General features: G+C 73.2%; 19 protein-coding genes. 2 read left to right on the top strand and 17 right to left on the bottom strand.

Translation table 11 applies throughout. The features are described 5' to 3' along the window. Positions 1-20: 20 nt before the first annotated feature. Positions 21-359: an antibiotic biosynthesis monooxygenase gene (locus tag CFP65_RS20980; RefSeq protein ID WP_104817624.1), complete on the bottom strand. Its 339-nt coding sequence runs from the start codon at positions 357-359 to the stop codon at positions 21-23. Positions 360-521: 162 nt separating this feature from the next. Here CFP65_RS20980 and CFP65_RS20975 point away from each other — a divergent pair, with 162 nt between their 5' ends. Beyond that, entirely contained in the window at positions 522-2,162 is a 1,641-nt protein-coding gene (locus tag CFP65_RS20975) for an FAD-dependent oxidoreductase (protein ID WP_158702294.1), read from the top strand. A 53-nt stretch (positions 2,163-2,215) separates the two neighbouring features. On the opposite strand, the gene CFP65_RS20970 is transcribed toward CFP65_RS20975, so the two are convergent. From CFP65_RS20970 to CFP65_RS20925, 10 genes are all read right to left on the bottom strand, one after another. Beyond that, positions 2,216-3,076 carry an NAD(P)-dependent oxidoreductase gene (locus CFP65_RS20970; RefSeq protein WP_104817622.1) on the bottom strand — a complete coding sequence of 287 codons (861 nt, stop codon included), beginning with the start codon at positions 3,074-3,076 and terminating at the stop codon, positions 2,216-2,218. A 108-nt stretch (positions 3,077-3,184) separates the two neighbouring features. Continuing rightward, the gene (locus CFP65_RS20965; RefSeq protein WP_104817621.1) at positions 3,185-3,493 is read right to left on the bottom strand and encodes an antibiotic biosynthesis monooxygenase; all 309 of its coding nucleotides are present in this window, start codon (positions 3,491-3,493) and stop codon (positions 3,185-3,187) included. Then, complete coding sequence (locus CFP65_RS20960; protein ID WP_104817620.1) at positions 3,486-3,806, bottom strand: antibiotic biosynthesis monooxygenase; 321 nt, start codon at positions 3,804-3,806, stop codon at positions 3,486-3,488. The genes CFP65_RS20965 and CFP65_RS20960 overlap by 8 nt, the downstream gene beginning before the upstream one ends. Then, complete coding sequence (locus tag CFP65_RS20955; RefSeq protein ID WP_104817619.1) at positions 3,806-4,558, bottom strand: SDR family NAD(P)-dependent oxidoreductase; 753 nt, start codon at positions 4,556-4,558, stop codon at positions 3,806-3,808. The genes CFP65_RS20960 and CFP65_RS20955 overlap by 1 nt, the downstream gene beginning before the upstream one ends. Positions 4,559-4,590: 32 nt before the next feature. After that, the gene (locus tag CFP65_RS20950; protein WP_104817618.1) at positions 4,591-5,052 is read right to left on the bottom strand and encodes an anthrone oxygenase family protein; all 462 of its coding nucleotides are present in this window, start codon (positions 5,050-5,052) and stop codon (positions 4,591-4,593) included. A 39-nt stretch (positions 5,053-5,091) separates the two neighbouring features. Then, positions 5,092-5,559, bottom strand: coding sequence for an SRPBCC family protein (locus CFP65_RS20945; RefSeq protein WP_104817617.1), 468 nt, complete (start codon positions 5,557-5,559; stop codon positions 5,092-5,094). 17 nt (positions 5,560-5,576) lie between these two features. Further along, complete coding sequence (locus CFP65_RS20940; RefSeq protein ID WP_371682441.1) at positions 5,577-6,806, bottom strand: ketosynthase chain-length factor; 1,230 nt, start codon at positions 6,804-6,806, stop codon at positions 5,577-5,579. Then, positions 6,803-8,116: a beta-ketoacyl synthase gene (locus CFP65_RS20935; protein WP_158702293.1), complete on the bottom strand. Its 1,314-nt coding sequence runs from the start codon at positions 8,114-8,116 to the stop codon at positions 6,803-6,805. Before CFP65_RS20935 ends, CFP65_RS20940 begins: the two co-directional genes overlap by 4 nt. Next, positions 8,113-8,559: a cupin domain-containing protein gene (locus CFP65_RS20930; protein WP_104817615.1), complete on the bottom strand. Its 447-nt coding sequence runs from the start codon at positions 8,557-8,559 to the stop codon at positions 8,113-8,115. The genes CFP65_RS20935 and CFP65_RS20930 overlap by 4 nt, the downstream gene beginning before the upstream one ends. Continuing rightward, positions 8,556-8,891, bottom strand: a complete 336-nt coding sequence (locus CFP65_RS20925) for a TcmI family type II polyketide cyclase (RefSeq protein WP_104817614.1) — start codon at positions 8,889-8,891, stop codon at positions 8,556-8,558. The genes CFP65_RS20930 and CFP65_RS20925 overlap by 4 nt, the downstream gene beginning before the upstream one ends. A gap of 164 nt (positions 8,892-9,055) precedes the next feature. Between CFP65_RS20925 and CFP65_RS20920 the strand changes: the two genes are divergently transcribed. Next, positions 9,056-9,436 (top strand): SchA/CurD-like domain-containing protein, encoded by a 381-nt coding sequence (locus CFP65_RS20920; protein WP_104817613.1) that lies wholly within the window; start codon positions 9,056-9,058, stop codon positions 9,434-9,436. 63 nt (positions 9,437-9,499) lie between these two features. Here CFP65_RS20920 and CFP65_RS20915 read toward each other — a convergent pair whose 3' ends face one another. From CFP65_RS20915 to CFP65_RS20890, 6 genes are all read right to left on the bottom strand, one after another. Continuing rightward, on the bottom strand, positions 9,500-9,952 hold the full coding sequence (locus tag CFP65_RS20915; protein WP_104817612.1) for a DUF1772 domain-containing protein: 453 nt from the start codon (positions 9,950-9,952) through the stop codon (positions 9,500-9,502). Between the two features lie 24 nt (positions 9,953-9,976). Further along, a complete protein-coding gene (locus CFP65_RS20910) occupies positions 9,977-10,357 on the bottom strand; it encodes a SchA/CurD-like domain-containing protein (RefSeq protein ID WP_104817611.1) in 381 nt (126 codons plus the stop codon). Then, positions 10,357-10,623 (bottom strand): acyl carrier protein, encoded by a 267-nt coding sequence (locus tag CFP65_RS20905; protein ID WP_104817610.1) that lies wholly within the window; start codon positions 10,621-10,623, stop codon positions 10,357-10,359. Before CFP65_RS20905 ends, CFP65_RS20910 begins: the two co-directional genes overlap by 1 nt. Before the next feature lie 43 nt (positions 10,624-10,666). Next, positions 10,667-11,494, bottom strand: coding sequence for an AfsR/SARP family transcriptional regulator (locus CFP65_RS20900; RefSeq protein ID WP_104817609.1), 828 nt, complete (start codon positions 11,492-11,494; stop codon positions 10,667-10,669). A gap of 43 nt (positions 11,495-11,537) precedes the next feature. Beyond that, positions 11,538-12,290: a thioesterase II family protein gene (locus CFP65_RS20895; RefSeq protein ID WP_158702292.1), complete on the bottom strand. Its 753-nt coding sequence runs from the start codon at positions 12,288-12,290 to the stop codon at positions 11,538-11,540. 149 nt (positions 12,291-12,439) lie between these two features. Next, positions 12,440-13,267, bottom strand: coding sequence for an AfsR/SARP family transcriptional regulator (locus CFP65_RS20890; protein ID WP_104817607.1), 828 nt, complete (start codon positions 13,265-13,267; stop codon positions 12,440-12,442). Positions 13,268-13,376: the final 109 nt, after the last annotated feature.

Here is a 13,376-nt window from a genome sequence, read left to right as displayed (position 1 = left end):
GCGGGGGACCGCTCGCGCGTTCAGCCCGCCGCGGGCGCGGGCCGGCGCAGGTCGTGCACGATCCGCGTCACCGTCATCCCCCCGCCGATCCGCAGCGGCCGGAGCCGGCGGCGGTGCTCCACGTGCTCCGCGCTGAGCTCGAACGCGCGGAAGGAGGGCTCGTCGGCCCAGTCCGTGAACACGTGGTAGACCTGGCCCTCCCCTTCCTCGGCGGACCGGACCAGCATCTGGCCCCGGTTGGCCGGCTGAGCCCCGATGAGCCCGCCGATCTCCAGCCAGACGGCCTCGAACTCCGCCTCCCGGCCCGGGGCGATGTCCATCCGCAGGATCACCCGGACCGGCCCCTCGTACTCCGCCATTCCCCGCCCGCCTCTCTCCTCGGCCGCCGGGCCGGCCGGCCCGACCGGGCCAGCGTGCCCCGCCCTGCTCGAATCCCGGTCAATGGGGCCCGGCTTGAGTGGTTCCCGATGCCGGGCGGCGATCCTCGGGCCTCCATCACGGCCGTCGGAGGAGAACACGGGATGACCGAGGAGTCGCAGTTTCCGGTAGTGATCGTCGGAGGCAGCCTGGTCGGGCTGTCCACCGCGCTGTTCCTGGCCCGGCGGGGAGTCCGCTGCCTGGTGCTCGAGCAGCGGAGCAGCCTCTCGTCCCACCCGCGCACCCGGGGCGTGAACCCGCGCTCGATGGAGCTGCTGCGGGCCGCCGGCCTGGAGGAGGAGCTGCGCGCCCTGCCCTCCGCGCGGGCCCTGGCCCGCAACAGCGGGGTGCGGCTGGCGGGGTCGCTGGCCGGACCGGAGCTCGGCGCCTTCCGGGAGGAGTACTACCGCGAGGTCAGCTCCGACCTGAGCGGGCTGTCCCCCACCACCTGGTGCCTGTGCCACCAGGGCGAGCTGGAGGGCGTGCTGCGCCGGGCCGCCGAACGGGCCGGGGCGGTCTTCCGCTTCGACAGCCGGCTCCTCGCCCTGGAGCAGGACACCAGCGGGGTCACCGCGCTGGTCCGGGGCCCCGACGGCCGGACCGACCGGGTGCGGGCCGGCTACCTGGTCGCGGCCGACGGAGCCCGCAGCGCGGTGCGCCGGCAGCTGGACATCCCGTTCGGCGGCAGCGGGCAGCTCGGCCGGTTCCTGGCCGTCCACTTCCGGGCCGACCTCACGGCGGAGCTCGGCGACCGCCGGTTCATCATGTGCTACACGTTCAACTCCCGGGTGCGCGGCGCGCTGATCCCCCTGGACAACGCGCGGGAGTGGCGGCTCGACGTGATCGTGGACCCGGCCGCCGCCGAGGACGTCGCGGCCGACTACCCGCCCGAGCGCTGCGTGGAGCTGGTCCGGGCGGCCGCCGGAGTCCCCGGGCTGCCCGTGCAGATCCTGGGCGTCGTCCCGTGGGAGGCGGCGGCGAAGGTGGCCGACACGTTCCGGTCCGGCCGGGTGTTCCTGGCCGGTGACGCCGCCCATGTGATGCCCCCGAGCGGCGCCTTCGGCTCCAACACCGGTGTCCAGGACGCCCACAACCTGGCCTGGAAGCTGGCCGCCGTCCTGACCGGCCACGCGGCGCCCGACCTGCTCGACAGCTACGACGCCGAACGCCGGCCGATCTGCGAGGCCACCGTGCGGCAGGCCGTCCTGCGCCAGCAGGACCGCCCCCGGGGCGCCGACCGCAGCGGGCGGCGCGGGCTTCCGCCGGGCGTCGTCGAGGACGCCACGATGTGGTTCGGCTGGCGCTACCCGTGCGACCCGGCCGCCGAGGAGCCCGAGACCGAGCCCGCGGCGGCGGGCGAGCCGGCGGTCTGGGCGACGGATCCGCGCGGCCTGCCGGGCACCCGGGCCCCCCACGTCCAGCTCCGGCGGCCCGGTGGCGAGTGCTCCACCCTGGACCTCTTCGGCGGCGCGCCGGTTCTGCTCACCGGCTCGATCCCCGGCGCGTGGCCCGCGGCGGCCGAGACCGCCGCCCGGCAGCTGGGCGTCCCGCTCGACCTGCACGGCATCGGCGGCGACGGCGAGTTCGAGGATCCGAGCGGCACCTGGGCGAAGACCTACGGCGTGACCGAGGCCGGTGCGGTGCTGGTCCGCCCGGACGGCGCGGTGGCCTGGCGGTCGGCCGGAGCCCTCGACGATGCCGCCGAGGCCCTCCGGCAGGCCCTGGCCCGGATGCTCGCCCGCTGACGCACGCCCGAGGGCGTGGCGGCCGAAGCCCCCACGCCCGATGGGCCCTACGGTCAGCTGTGCTCGATCAGGACCGACGCGTCCTTGTCGCCGTCGCCGGCCTCGACCACGGCGGCGAAGCGCGACCGTACGGTGTCGAGCACCGGCATGGCGACGCCCGCCGCGGCGGCGTCGGTGACGGCGAGGCGCAGGTCCTTCTCCATCAGCGTGGAGCGGAAGAAGGCCGGCTGGTAGGCGCCCTTGCGCATCAACTCGGCCCGGAACCGCATGACCTGGGAGCTGAAGCCGGTGCCGGCGATCGTCGCGAGCAGCTGGTCCCGGTCGAGCCCGGCCCGCTCCCCGTACGTCACCGCCTCGGCGAGCGAGGCCACCTGGGCACCCAGCAGCAGGTTGAGGATCAACTTGGCGGTGGCCGCCGCACCCGGCGCACCGAAGAGCACCACTTCGGAGCCGATGGCCTCCAGGACGGGCCGCACCGCCTCGATGTCCCGCTCCTCCCCGGCGGCGAAGACCCGCAGCTGCCCCTCCCTGGCCTGCAGCGGGTTGCCCACCACGCAGGCCTCCACCCGGCGCAGCCCCGCCGCGGCCAGCCGGGCCGCGGCCTCGCGCGCGTACTCCGGGGAGACGGTGGAGGTGTCGATCACCGTGCTGCCGGGCGCCAGGACGGGCAGCACCTCGCCGAACAGCACCTGCTCGACGGCGGCCTCGTCGCTGAGGCTGAGCAGCACGGTGCCCAGGCCCGCGACGGCCCGCGCCGGCGAGCCGGCGAGCACGGCGCCTTCGGCGACCAGCGGTGCGGCCCGGCTCGCGGTCCGGTTGTGGACGGTCAGCTCGTAGCCCGAGCGGAGCAGGCGGTGCGCCATGCCGCCGCCCATGGCGCCGAGTCCGATGAAGGCCAGTCTGGGGTGGCTCATGGTGCTGCCTTCCTTCTGGGGTGCGTTCCCGGTACGTGTTCGGGGTAAAGGGCTGTCCCCGGCGCCGGGGGTTTGCGCCGGGGACAGCGGTCAGGGGCGGGCGGCCGGTCAGTGGACCGCGTCGACCTGGTAGACGGCGAACGGCGTGCCGGTCCGGGTGTCCCGGTAGGGCCGCAGCGGTGCGGTGTCCTCGCGGTGCTCCGCGCCCGACTCCCAGGTCTCGAAGTCCGCCATGCTCGCCCAGCGGCTGACCACCACCAGCGACAGGGGGTCGTGGGCCTGCCGGAGCAGCTCGTTGCCGAGCATCCCCGGCACCTCGGCCAGCCGCCCGCTCACCTGGTGGTACGCCTCCCGGACGGCGGCCAACTCGGCCTCGTCCCGGGCGACCTGGTAGACCAGCACCCGTACCTCAGACATCGGCGGCCGCCGCCCGGCCCGGGATGTGGGCCACCAGCTCCATGGTGTGGAACGAGCCGCCGCTGCGGTAGGGGTGCAGCTTGGCCCGGTGCTCCAGGTGGGCGGGGCTCTCCTCGAAGGCCCGGAACCGGGGCTCGTCCAGCCAGTCGCTGACGATCCAGTAGGTGCCCGCCTCTCCGCTGTCCTTGGAGAGCCACTGGCCGAGATTGGCCGGGTGGCCCGTGACCGCCTCGGTGCCGCGGTGCCACTCCTCGACGAAGGCGGCCTCGGTCTCCGGCTTGATCTCCATCCGGAGCATGACCCGGAACGTCATCAGGAGATCCCCCCGTCGACGCTGACGGTCGAGCCGGTCACGTAGCGGGAGAGGTCGCTGGCCAGCCAGAGCACCGCACCGGCGACCTCCTCCGGAGTCCCGAGCCGGCCCAGGGCCGTCTTGGCGCTGTAGCGCTCGACCATCAGCTTCTGCTGGTCCTCGGGCAGCTTGTACAGGTTCTCGGTCTCCACCACGCCGAGGGCCACCACGTTGAACCGGATGCCCTTGCCGCCGAACTCCTTGGCCAGCGAACGGCTGAGACCCACCAGCGCCGCCTTGGTGGCGGTGTAGTGCGAGCGCAGCGGAATGCCGGCGTCCACCGCCTTGGAGCCGATGCTGACCACGGAGGAGCCCGCGTGCAGCAGCGGCAGGGCGTGCTGGACGACCAGGTGCGCGGCGGTGACGTTGGTGGTGAACACCCGCTGGAACTCCTCCAGCGGCAGCTCGGCGTAGGGGATGTGGCTGATCGCCCCGGCGTTGTTGACCACCAGGTCGAGCCGGCCGTACGCCTCGCCGGCCCGCGCGACCAGGGCGGCCACCTCGTCCGGGCGGGTCACGTCGGCCTGCAGCACCAGGTGGTTGCCGCCGATCTCCTTCAACTCCCGCTCCAGCGAGCCGACGTAGTCGCTCTCCTGCTGGTAGCAGGTCACCACGTCGACGCCGGCCCGGGCCAGGGCGAGCACGATGCCGCGGCCGACGCCGCGGGTACCGCCGGTGACGAGGGCCTTCTTGCCCTCCAGGGCCAGATTCATTGTCTTCCTCCTTGGACTGGTGGGTCGGTGCGTCAGAGCAGGGCCGACAGCGCGGCGCAGTTGGCGGCGAGGGCGAGCAGGGCGAGGACGCTGCGCCGCCGGTTCCACGGCCCCCAGGTGCCCCGCGGGTCGAGCTCGGCGAAGTTCGCCGGGAGGTTCTCCGGGTCGATCGTCCGGATCCACTTGTTGACCGGCACGTTCTTGGTGATCGAGATGACGACGGTGGCCGCGGCGAGCAGGGCGGCGACCAGGCAGAGCCCCCGGGCCAGGCCCTGCGGGCCGCCGACGGCGAGCACCAGGTCGCCGACCAGGGTGCCCAGCAGGCAGATCGGCATGGCCGGGTCGTAGCGGGTGGCGAAGAAGGCGTGGGCGTGGACGTAGCGGTCCGGTGGCAGCGCGGCGAGCAGCGGCCAGCCGCCGAGCTGGGTGCCCAGGAGCACCCCGGCGGCAAGGCCGTTGAGCAGCACCACCAGCGGAGCGAGCAGAGCGGTCACCGGCTGTCCTCTCGTTTCCGGCGGGTCTTCGACGTGGCGTCAGGCCGCGCTGCGCGCGCGGGCGGCCGCCTCGACCTTCTCCTTGATCAGCTGCATCTGGACGACGGTGTTGCGGTTGAGGTGCCCGGTCATGCCCTCGTCGTCCACCGGGGCCTGCGGCTTCATGTGGAAGTCCTGGACCCAGCGCATCCGGACCCCACCCTCCTCGGCGGCGGTGTACTCCCAGTGGATGTCCATGAACTCGAACGGGCCGGTCTCCACCCGGTGCGCCGAGACCGTGCGGGTCACCGGGTCCGGCGTACGGCGGGAGACCCAGCTCCACACCGTGCCGTTCTCGTCGGGGTGCATGGTGAGCCGGAAGGTGACGGTGCGGCCGTCCCGCTCCAGCACCTCGGCCGAGGCGTACTCGCTGAACAGGTTCGGCCAGTTCTCCAGGTCGTTGGTGATCTCCCAGACGGTCTCCAGGGGTGCGTCGATGACGATCGAGTTGTCGGTGTGACCTGCCATGGCGCCTTGTCCTTCCGTCAACGTGCCAGGATCAGAGCTGAGTTGAAGCCGCCGTGGCCGCGCGCCAGCACCAGGGCGCGGCGCAGCGGTGCGGTGCGCGGAGCCTGGGTCACCAGGTCGATCTCGCACCCCGGGGCGAGCGACTCGACCCCGGCGGTGTGCGGGATCACCCCGTCGCGCAGCGCGAGCAGCGCGGTGGCCACGTCCAGCGGCGCGCCACCGCCGTAGAGCCGGCCGGTGAGCACCTTGGGCACGGTGACCGGCACCCCGCGCGGGCCGAACACCGCCGTGATCGCCTCGGCCTCCGCCAGGTCCTCGGCGGGCGTGCCGGAGCCGTCGGCGAAGACCACGTCGATGTCCGAGGCGCTCAGGCGGGCGTCCGCGAGCGCCTGGTGGACGGTGCGCGCCAGCGCCGGGGGGCGGCCGGAGCCGGGCGCCGGGTCGAAGCCCGCGGCGTACCCGAGCACGGTGCCGTACCGCTGCCCGGCCCCCCGCTCGGCGGCCGAGGCCGCGCTCTCCAGCACCAGGATCGCGCCGCCCTCGCCCGGCAGGTGGCCGGCGGCCGTCCGGTCGAAGGGCAGGTAGGCCCGGTAGGGGTCCGGCACGGTGGAGAGCTTGCCGGTGGCGAGCTGCGCGGCCAGCCCGTACGGGCAGAGCGAGGCGTCGGTGCCGCCGGTGAGCACCAGCCGGGCCCCGCGCCTGGTCAGCCGCCGGGCCTGGCCGATGGCGTCGAGGCCGCCCGCCTGCTCCCCGCACAGCACGCCGCACGGGCCGCGCATCTTGTGCCGGATGGAGAGCTGCCCGGTGGTGGCCGCGTAGAACCAGGCGATCGACTGGTAGGCGCCGACCCACTCCGGCTCGTGCTGGTAGAGCGCCGACATCTCGCGCTGGCCGAACTCGGTGCCGCCGGACGAACTGGCGGTGACCACCGCCATCTCGTACTCCGGCAGCCCGGCCGGGTCCACCCCGGCGTCGGCGAGCGCCGCCTCGGAGGCGGTCAGCGCCAGGTGGGTCCACTGGTCGGTCTGCTGGATCAGCAGACTGGGCACGGAGTCGGCGGCGGTGAAGCCGGTCACCTCGCCGGCCAGGGTCACCGGGTAGGGCGCGGGATCGAAGCGGGTGATCCGGTCGATGCCCGACTTCCCGGCCAGCACCGCGGCCCAGTGGGCCTCGATGCCGATGCCGGTCGGCGCGGTGATGCCGATCCCGGTGATCACCGGGGGCGTGTCGTCGGTCCGCACGTTCAACTCCTCCCGTAGGAGACGACTCCGGGCCGGGCCAGGACCATCGCGCTCTGGAATCCGCCGAAGCCGCTGCCGACCGTCAGCACCACGTCGGTCCGGTGGTCACGGGCGGTCAGCGGCACGTAGTCCAGGTCGCAGTCCGGGTCCGGGTTGTGCAGGTTGGCGGTCGGCGGTACGACCTGGCGGTCCAGGGCCAGCGCGCAGGCCGCCACCTCGATCGAGCCGATGGCGCCCAGCGAGTGGCCGATCATCGACTTGATCGAGCTGACCGGGATGTCGTACGCGTGGCTGCCGAGGCTGCGCTTGAAGGCGGCCGTCTCGTGCCGGTCGTTCTGCTTGGTGCCCGAGCCGTGCGCGTTGACGTAGCTCACCGCGGTCGGGTCGAGCCGGGCCTGGTCCAGGGCGACCCGGATGGCCTCCGCCATCTCCCGGCCGTCCGCCTTCAGACCGGTCATGTGGTGGGCGTTGCTGCGCCCGGCACTGCCGACGATCTCGCCGTAGACGTGCGCGCCCCGCGCCTCGGCGGCCGACTTCTCCTCCAGCACCATGACCGCCGAGCCCTCGCCCAGCACGAAGCCGGCCCGGTCCCGGTCGAAGGGGCGGGAAGCGTGCTCGGGGTCCTCGTTGCGGCTGGTGGTGGCCCTGATCGCGTCGAAGCAGGCCGCGCTGATCGGCGAGATCGGCGCGTCGGTGGCGCCGGCCAGGGCCACGTCGGCGCTGCCCTCCTCGATGAGCTGGACGGCGTGCGCCACGGCGTCGATCCCCGAGGTGCACCCGGTGGAGACCAGCGAGACCGGGCCCTCCGCACCGGCCGCCCAGGCGACCTCCACCGCGAGCGTCGAGGGCACCATGTAGCCGTAGAGGTGCGGGACGCCGTAGCTGTGGTCGACCAGCCACTCCTTGCCGGAGTCGCTGAGGACCTTGTACTCCTCCTCCAGGCCCATGGTGCAACCGACCGCGCTGCCCAGGCCCACGGCGACCCGCTCCGGGGCCACCGCCGCCAGGTCGAGTCCGCTGTCGGCGAGCGCCTCGCGGGCGCACACCACGGCGAACTGCGCGGCCCGGTCCATCCGCCTGATCTCGCGGGCCTGGAGCCCGGCCGCCGCCGGGTCGAAGTCCACCTCGGCGGCGACCTGGGAGCGGAACAGGGCGGGGTCGAAGAGGCTGAGCCGCCGGGTGGCGGTCCGCCCCTCCGTCAGCAGCTGCCAGAAGGCCTCCCGGCCGACGCCGCCCGGTGCCACCACGCCGATCCCGGTGATCACCGCACGCCGCTCGGCCCGCGGTGACCGCTCCGGCTGCGGGCCGGTGCTCACGCCCCGCCGCCTATCTGCGGGTTGGCGGCACCCGGGTGCTGCGCCGGCTCGGTGTCCACGTGCCCGAGCTCGGGACGCGGGGCCAGCGGCGACAGGTGGAAGGCGCAGTGCGCCGTGACCTCGCCGACGTTCACCAGGCGGTGCCGGACGCCGATCGGCACCAGCAGCGAGTCGCCCGCGGTGAGCTTCACCGGCTGGCCGTCCAGGCTCATCTCCAGCTCGCCGGAGACCACGTGGATGAACTCCTCGGAGTACGGGTGGTAGTGCTCCGTGACGTGGTCGCCCGGCACCAGGCTCATCACTCCGCCGAAGCCGGAGGTGCACCCGACGGTCTTGGGGCTGAGCGTCACCCGGATGTCGCCGCCGCGCTTGGTGTTGGCCTCGGCCTGGTCCGCCGAGAACTTGACGGTGCGGGTGATGGTGGTGCGGTCGGCGCTGCTCACAGGATCCGCCCCTCGCCCTTGGTCCACACGTAGAAGGGGGTCGCCATGGCGTCCTTGGGTTCCTTCCAGTTCGGGTCGTACGGGTTCACACAGGCGGCGAGCCGGCTGTTGATCTCCTCGTAGAGCGGGTGGCTGCGCGCCTTGTAGAGGTCGGGCGCGATGTCCTGGTCGGCCTCGACCAGGTGGAAGTAGAGGTCGTGGAACTTGAACAGGGTGCGCCGGGCGACACCGATCATGTGCGGCAGCTCGGTCGCGTCGGAGTCGCCGAAGATGCCCGCGATGTCATCGGCCTTGCCCGGCTGCAACTTCGCCACGATAAGGGTTCGGTGCACTGCTCGCCTCCTACTGAATTGGGTGCTGCAACCGACGATCGGACTGTTCCACTGCCAACTGGAGGTGCACTCAAGAGAGCGTCCAGCAAAAGGACTTGAGAGAGATCCGAGGCCGTGGTGCTGGCATCGGGGGGACAAGTCCAGCGACCACCCAGGAGCGACCCATGCCGTTCGCCGCCCTCACCTACGACATCAAGCCGGGCTTCGAGGCCGAACTGGCCGAGATCTTCGGCAACTTCCGCCGGGTGCGGTCCGACCAGGTGCGGACCGAGACCGGCGAGGAGGCCGGCCGGATCCTGGCCACCGCCGTGTTCATCCGCGACGACACCCTGGTGCGGGTCATCGAGTACCAGGGCGACCTGGACGCGGTGGCGCGCCACATGGCCTCCCAGCCGGGTGTGCGCGAGGTGGAGCAGCGCCTCAAGCCGTACCTGAGCAAGCCGCGTGACACCGACACCGTGGAGGGCTTCGTCGCCACCTTCCGGCGCAGCCTGCTGCGCACCGTCGCCCAGATCTCGGTCCGGGACGTGCCGGCGGCCTCCTGACCGCGCGGCGCAGCAGGCCGGGCCGGCCCCCTCGAGGGGGCCGGCCCGGCCTGCTGGTGTCGGTCAACTGCCCAGTGCCGCGATGCTGTTCAGGGTCAGGGCGGCGGCCGCCAGGGCGGTGCGCAGCAGGTGCCAACGCCGCCACGGCGGGCGCGGATCCGTCCAGTCGGCGGGGAGCCGCCGGGGGTCCTCGACGGCCTTCACCCTGCGGTTGATCGGCACGTTGCACAGGTGCGAGACGCCGGAGACGCCCAGCAGCAGCACCGTCGCCGCGGCGGCCGGGCCGCGGACGGCCCCGCCGCCGAACACCGCCCACAGGAGATCGGCCAGGGTGGAGCCCAGCACGATCACCGGCATGGTCGGATCCCAGTTCCGGCCGAGCAGCTGGTGCGCGTACACGTAGGTGCTCGTCTCCATCGCGAACAGCGCGGGAAGCACGCTCAGCGCGACGGCGAACAGCACCCCGGCCGTGACCCCGCTGCCGAGCAGCGCGAGGAAGCCCAACGCCGCTGTCATGGCGAACCGCCTTTCTGCCGGTGCTCAGACCCGCGTCGGGTGGGTGTCCACGGTGAGTTGGGCGACCGAGCGCATCAGGGCGTTGCGGAAGTACGCCGCGAAGCCCTCGGCACTGGTGGTGTCCCGCTGCTCGGCGAGGTAGGGGGCCAGCCGCTCCTCCAGGACGTGCACGCCGCGCTGGGCCGCCATGTGCCGGCCCACGGCGGCGAAGTCGCCCTCGTAGTGGATGACCCTGACGAGCACGTCGTCCTTGACGAAGACACCGGTGCCGAGCAGCCGCCCGGCCGAGGTCCCGTCCTCGGCGGCGTACTCGGGGGTGTCGACCCGCTGGAAGTCCGCGAAGATCGCGGCGATCTCGTCCTCGTGGCCCGGCTTGACGCGGTAGGTGATCGCTGCGTACGGCATCAGGCGGCCCGCACGCTGAGGTCGGCGTTGATCAGCTGGAGCAGCTCCCTGGGGGTCTCCACGCCCATCACCTCGTCGTCCCGCAGCACGACGCCGCGCTCCCGCTTGAGCACCCCGGTGACCTGGAGCAGCGCCAGGGAGTCGTAACCGAGGTCGAAGAACAGGACGTCCGTGACGTCGTCGCGGTCCAGGTCGTAGCCCTCGGCGGGATCGCCCGCGCACTCGCGCAGCTTGTCGGTCAGCTCGGACAGGGTGAACTCACTCATCGGTTTTCCTTCCTCAGTGGTGACTGGTCGGATGCACGGTGGTTCAGATGGCTCGCAGCAGCCGTCCCGGGGGGCCGGTCCTGACCAGGTCGAGCCCCGGGTCGGCGTCGAGCAGGGCGCTCTGCAGCTCGCGCAGCTCCGGCGACGGGTCGAGTCCGAGCTCCCGGCTGAGGACGGTGCGCAGCCGGTGGTAGGTCTCCAGCGCGGCGCTGCGGCGCCCCGCCCGGTAGAGGGCGATCATCAACTGGGCCTGCAACCCCTCGTGCAGGGGGTGCTGGACGCAGAGGCCGGCCAGTTCGCCGACCAGTTCGTGGTGGCGCCCGAGCCTCAGGTCGGCCTCGATCCGCCGGCCCAGGATGCTCAGCCGGGCCTCCTCCAGCGAGCGCGCCTCCGCCTCGAGCAGCGCCCCGCACTGGACGTCCACCAGGGCCGGTCCGCGCCACAGTTCCAGCGCCTGCCGGAAGGTGGCGGAGGCCGCCAGGCAGTCCCCGCCGTCCATCGCGCGGTGGCCGCGCCGGGAGAGCAGGTCGAACTCGTCGCGGTCCAGGGAGCCGCCCTGGGTGTCCAGCAGGTAGCCGCCGGGCTCGGTGACCAGCACGCTCTTCGAGCCGCGCGGCAGGTCCACGGGCGTCTGGCCGCCCAGGGCCGTGGCGATGCAGCCGCGCAGCTGCAGGACGTAGGTCTGCAGGGTGGTCTGGACACTGCGCGGCGGGTGCTCGCCCCAGACCTCCTCGATCAGTGCCTCCACCGACACCAGCCGGTCCGCCCGGCAGGCCAACAGGGCCAGTACCTTGCGGGGCTTGCTGGCCGTCGGCACGATGGAGACCCCCGACTGGTCGACCCTGAGCGGGCCGAGCAGGCCGATATTCATGGCGCCTTCTCCCTTCGAGGTTCTCGCGGTTCCCGCGGTTCGGTCAGTCGACGGAGGCGAGGACGAGCCGCTCGGTGAGCAGCTCGCCCAGCAGCTCCGGCAGCTCGCCGTCCCGGACGAAGAAGTGGCCGCCGGTCAGCGTCCGGCTGTGGAAGGACGAGGTCGTCCAGCGCTCCCACGCGGCGACCGCGGCGGGGGTGGCGATCCGGTCCTGCGCTCCGGCGAACGCCCAGATCGGGCAGGACAGCGGCGTCAGGGCGCCGTCGCGCAGCGCGCGGCCGAGCGTCAGGTCGGCCCGGACGGTGGCCAGCATCTCCTGCAGCCAGACCGGCCGGGCCAGCAGCTCCTCGGGGATGCCGCCCAGGCCCGACAGCAGGCCGAGCAGCCCGTCGTCGCCCAGGTCCGCGGCGGAGATCAGCGGGTTGGGCAGATGGGGAGCCATGCAGGCCCCGACGACCACCCCGGCCGGCGGGCGCTGCCCGGTCCTGATCCGGTGCTCCGCCAGGCGGTACGCCACCAGGGCGCCGAGGCTGTGCCCGTAGAAGGCGTAGGGGCCCTGCTCCAGCACCGGGCCGAGGTGCTCGTCCAACTCCCGGAACAGCAGCTCGACATCGGTGATCCTGGCCTCGCCGAGCCGGTTCTCCCGACCGGGCAGCCGCACCGGCAGCACCGAGATGTCGGGACCGACCCGGGCGGCCCAGCCGGCGAACGCCGTCGCACCGGCCCCGGCGTGGTGGAAGCAGACGAGGCGCAACGGCGCCCCGGCCTGCGGCACGGCTGCGAAGTACTGGTTCACGCGGCCTCCTTCGCCTCCATCGGCACTACCGGACGGCAGCGCCCGACGATGGTGGCCAGCGGCCCTGGAAGAACACTGGACGTGAACTGGAGCACGGATGGATGCGCACGACCCGGGCCGTGCAGCGGATTTGACGGGGCGTCGGGCAGTCAGCCCACCAGCCGGCCGCCGGCCACCAGCGCGGCGGCGCCCTCCATCCCGTAGTCGTCGGCCGGCTCCCCGCGCAGGATGGCGCGCTGGAGCAGCTGCAGCGGGCCCGAGGGCTCCAGGCCGAGCTCGTCGACCAGGGTGTCCCGGAGCTTCTGGTACACCGTCAGCGCCCGTGGCGCGCGGCCCGCGCGGTAGAGGGCGACGATCAGGTGGGCGTGCAGCGCCTCGTCCATCGGGTGGCGTCCGGTCAGCGCGTAGAGTTCACCGATCAGCTCGTGGTGGCGGCCGAGCCGCAGGTCGGCGCGGATCCGCCGCTCGAGCACTCCGATCCGGGACTCCTCCAGCCGGGTGACCTCGATGCTCAGCTGCTGACCGTGCCGGACGTCGGCCAGCACCGACCCGCGCCACAGCGCGGAGGCGGCGCCCAGCAGCGCGGAGGCGGCCTCCAGGTCGCCGACCCCGAAGGCGGCGTGGCCGGCGGCGGACAGCCGGTCGAACTCGGTGGCGTCCACCGAGGAGTCCGGCACCTGCAGCACGTAGCCACCGTGCCGGGTGGCCAGGACCTCCTCGGCACAGCCCGGCCGGCCGTTCGCCTGGGCGGCCGCCCGAAGCTTCCGGCGCAGCTGGAGGATGTACGTCTGCAGCGTCGTGGGGGCGCTGCGCGGCAGCTCCGCGCCCCAGAGCTCCTCCATCAGCTGCGGCACCGAGACGATCCGGTTCGCGTTCAGCGCGAGCAGCGCCAGGAGCTGGCGCGGCTTCGCCGCCGTCGGGACGATGGACACCCCTGAGTCGGCAGCGGTCAACGGGCCCAGTACCTGAATTTCCATCCGAGGACTTCCCCACCTCTCCGCACAACGCCGGGCTGCGGATGCGTCCGGTCACTACGGATCGTGACACGGTGGGTGGCGCTCGTGACAGTGAGAAGTTCAGGAATCG

This window comes from Kitasatospora sp. MMS16-BH015 (assembly GCF_002943525.1).
Lineage (GTDB): Bacteria > Actinomycetota > Actinomycetes > Streptomycetales > Streptomycetaceae > Kitasatospora.
This window is presented reverse-complemented; position numbering and strand designations above follow the sequence as displayed.

Coding starts and splice junctions, on each gene's coding strand:
- CFP65_RS20980 (WP_104817624.1), bottom strand. CDS start 359: ATGGCGGAGTACGAGGGGCCGGTCCGGGTGATCCTGCGGATGGACATC.
- CFP65_RS20975 (WP_158702294.1), top strand. CDS start 522: ATGACCGAGGAGTCGCAGTTTCCGGTAGTGATCGTCGGAGGCAGCCTG.
- CFP65_RS20970 (WP_104817622.1), bottom strand. CDS start 3,076: ATGAGCCACCCCAGACTGGCCTTCATCGGACTCGGCGCCATGGGCGGC.
- CFP65_RS20965 (WP_104817621.1), bottom strand. CDS start 3,493: ATGTCTGAGGTACGGGTGCTGGTCTACCAGGTCGCCCGGGACGAGGCC.
- CFP65_RS20960 (WP_104817620.1), bottom strand. CDS start 3,806: ATGACGTTCCGGGTCATGCTCCGGATGGAGATCAAGCCGGAGACCGAG.
- CFP65_RS20955 (WP_104817619.1), bottom strand. CDS start 4,558: ATGAATCTGGCCCTGGAGGGCAAGAAGGCCCTCGTCACCGGCGGTACC.
- CFP65_RS20945 (WP_104817617.1), bottom strand. CDS start 5,559: ATGGCAGGTCACACCGACAACTCGATCGTCATCGACGCACCCCTGGAG.
- CFP65_RS20920 (WP_104817613.1), top strand. CDS start 9,056: ATGCCGTTCGCCGCCCTCACCTACGACATCAAGCCGGGCTTCGAGGCC.
- CFP65_RS20915 (WP_104817612.1), bottom strand. CDS start 9,952: ATGACAGCGGCGTTGGGCTTCCTCGCGCTGCTCGGCAGCGGGGTCACG.
- CFP65_RS20910 (WP_104817611.1), bottom strand. CDS start 10,357: ATGCCGTACGCAGCGATCACCTACCGCGTCAAGCCGGGCCACGAGGAC.
- CFP65_RS20905 (WP_104817610.1), bottom strand. CDS start 10,623: ATGAGTGAGTTCACCCTGTCCGAGCTGACCGACAAGCTGCGCGAGTGC.
- CFP65_RS20900 (WP_104817609.1), bottom strand. CDS start 11,494: ATGAATATCGGCCTGCTCGGCCCGCTCAGGGTCGACCAGTCGGGGGTC.
- CFP65_RS20890 (WP_104817607.1), bottom strand. CDS start 13,267: ATGGAAATTCAGGTACTGGGCCCGTTGACCGCTGCCGACTCAGGGGTG.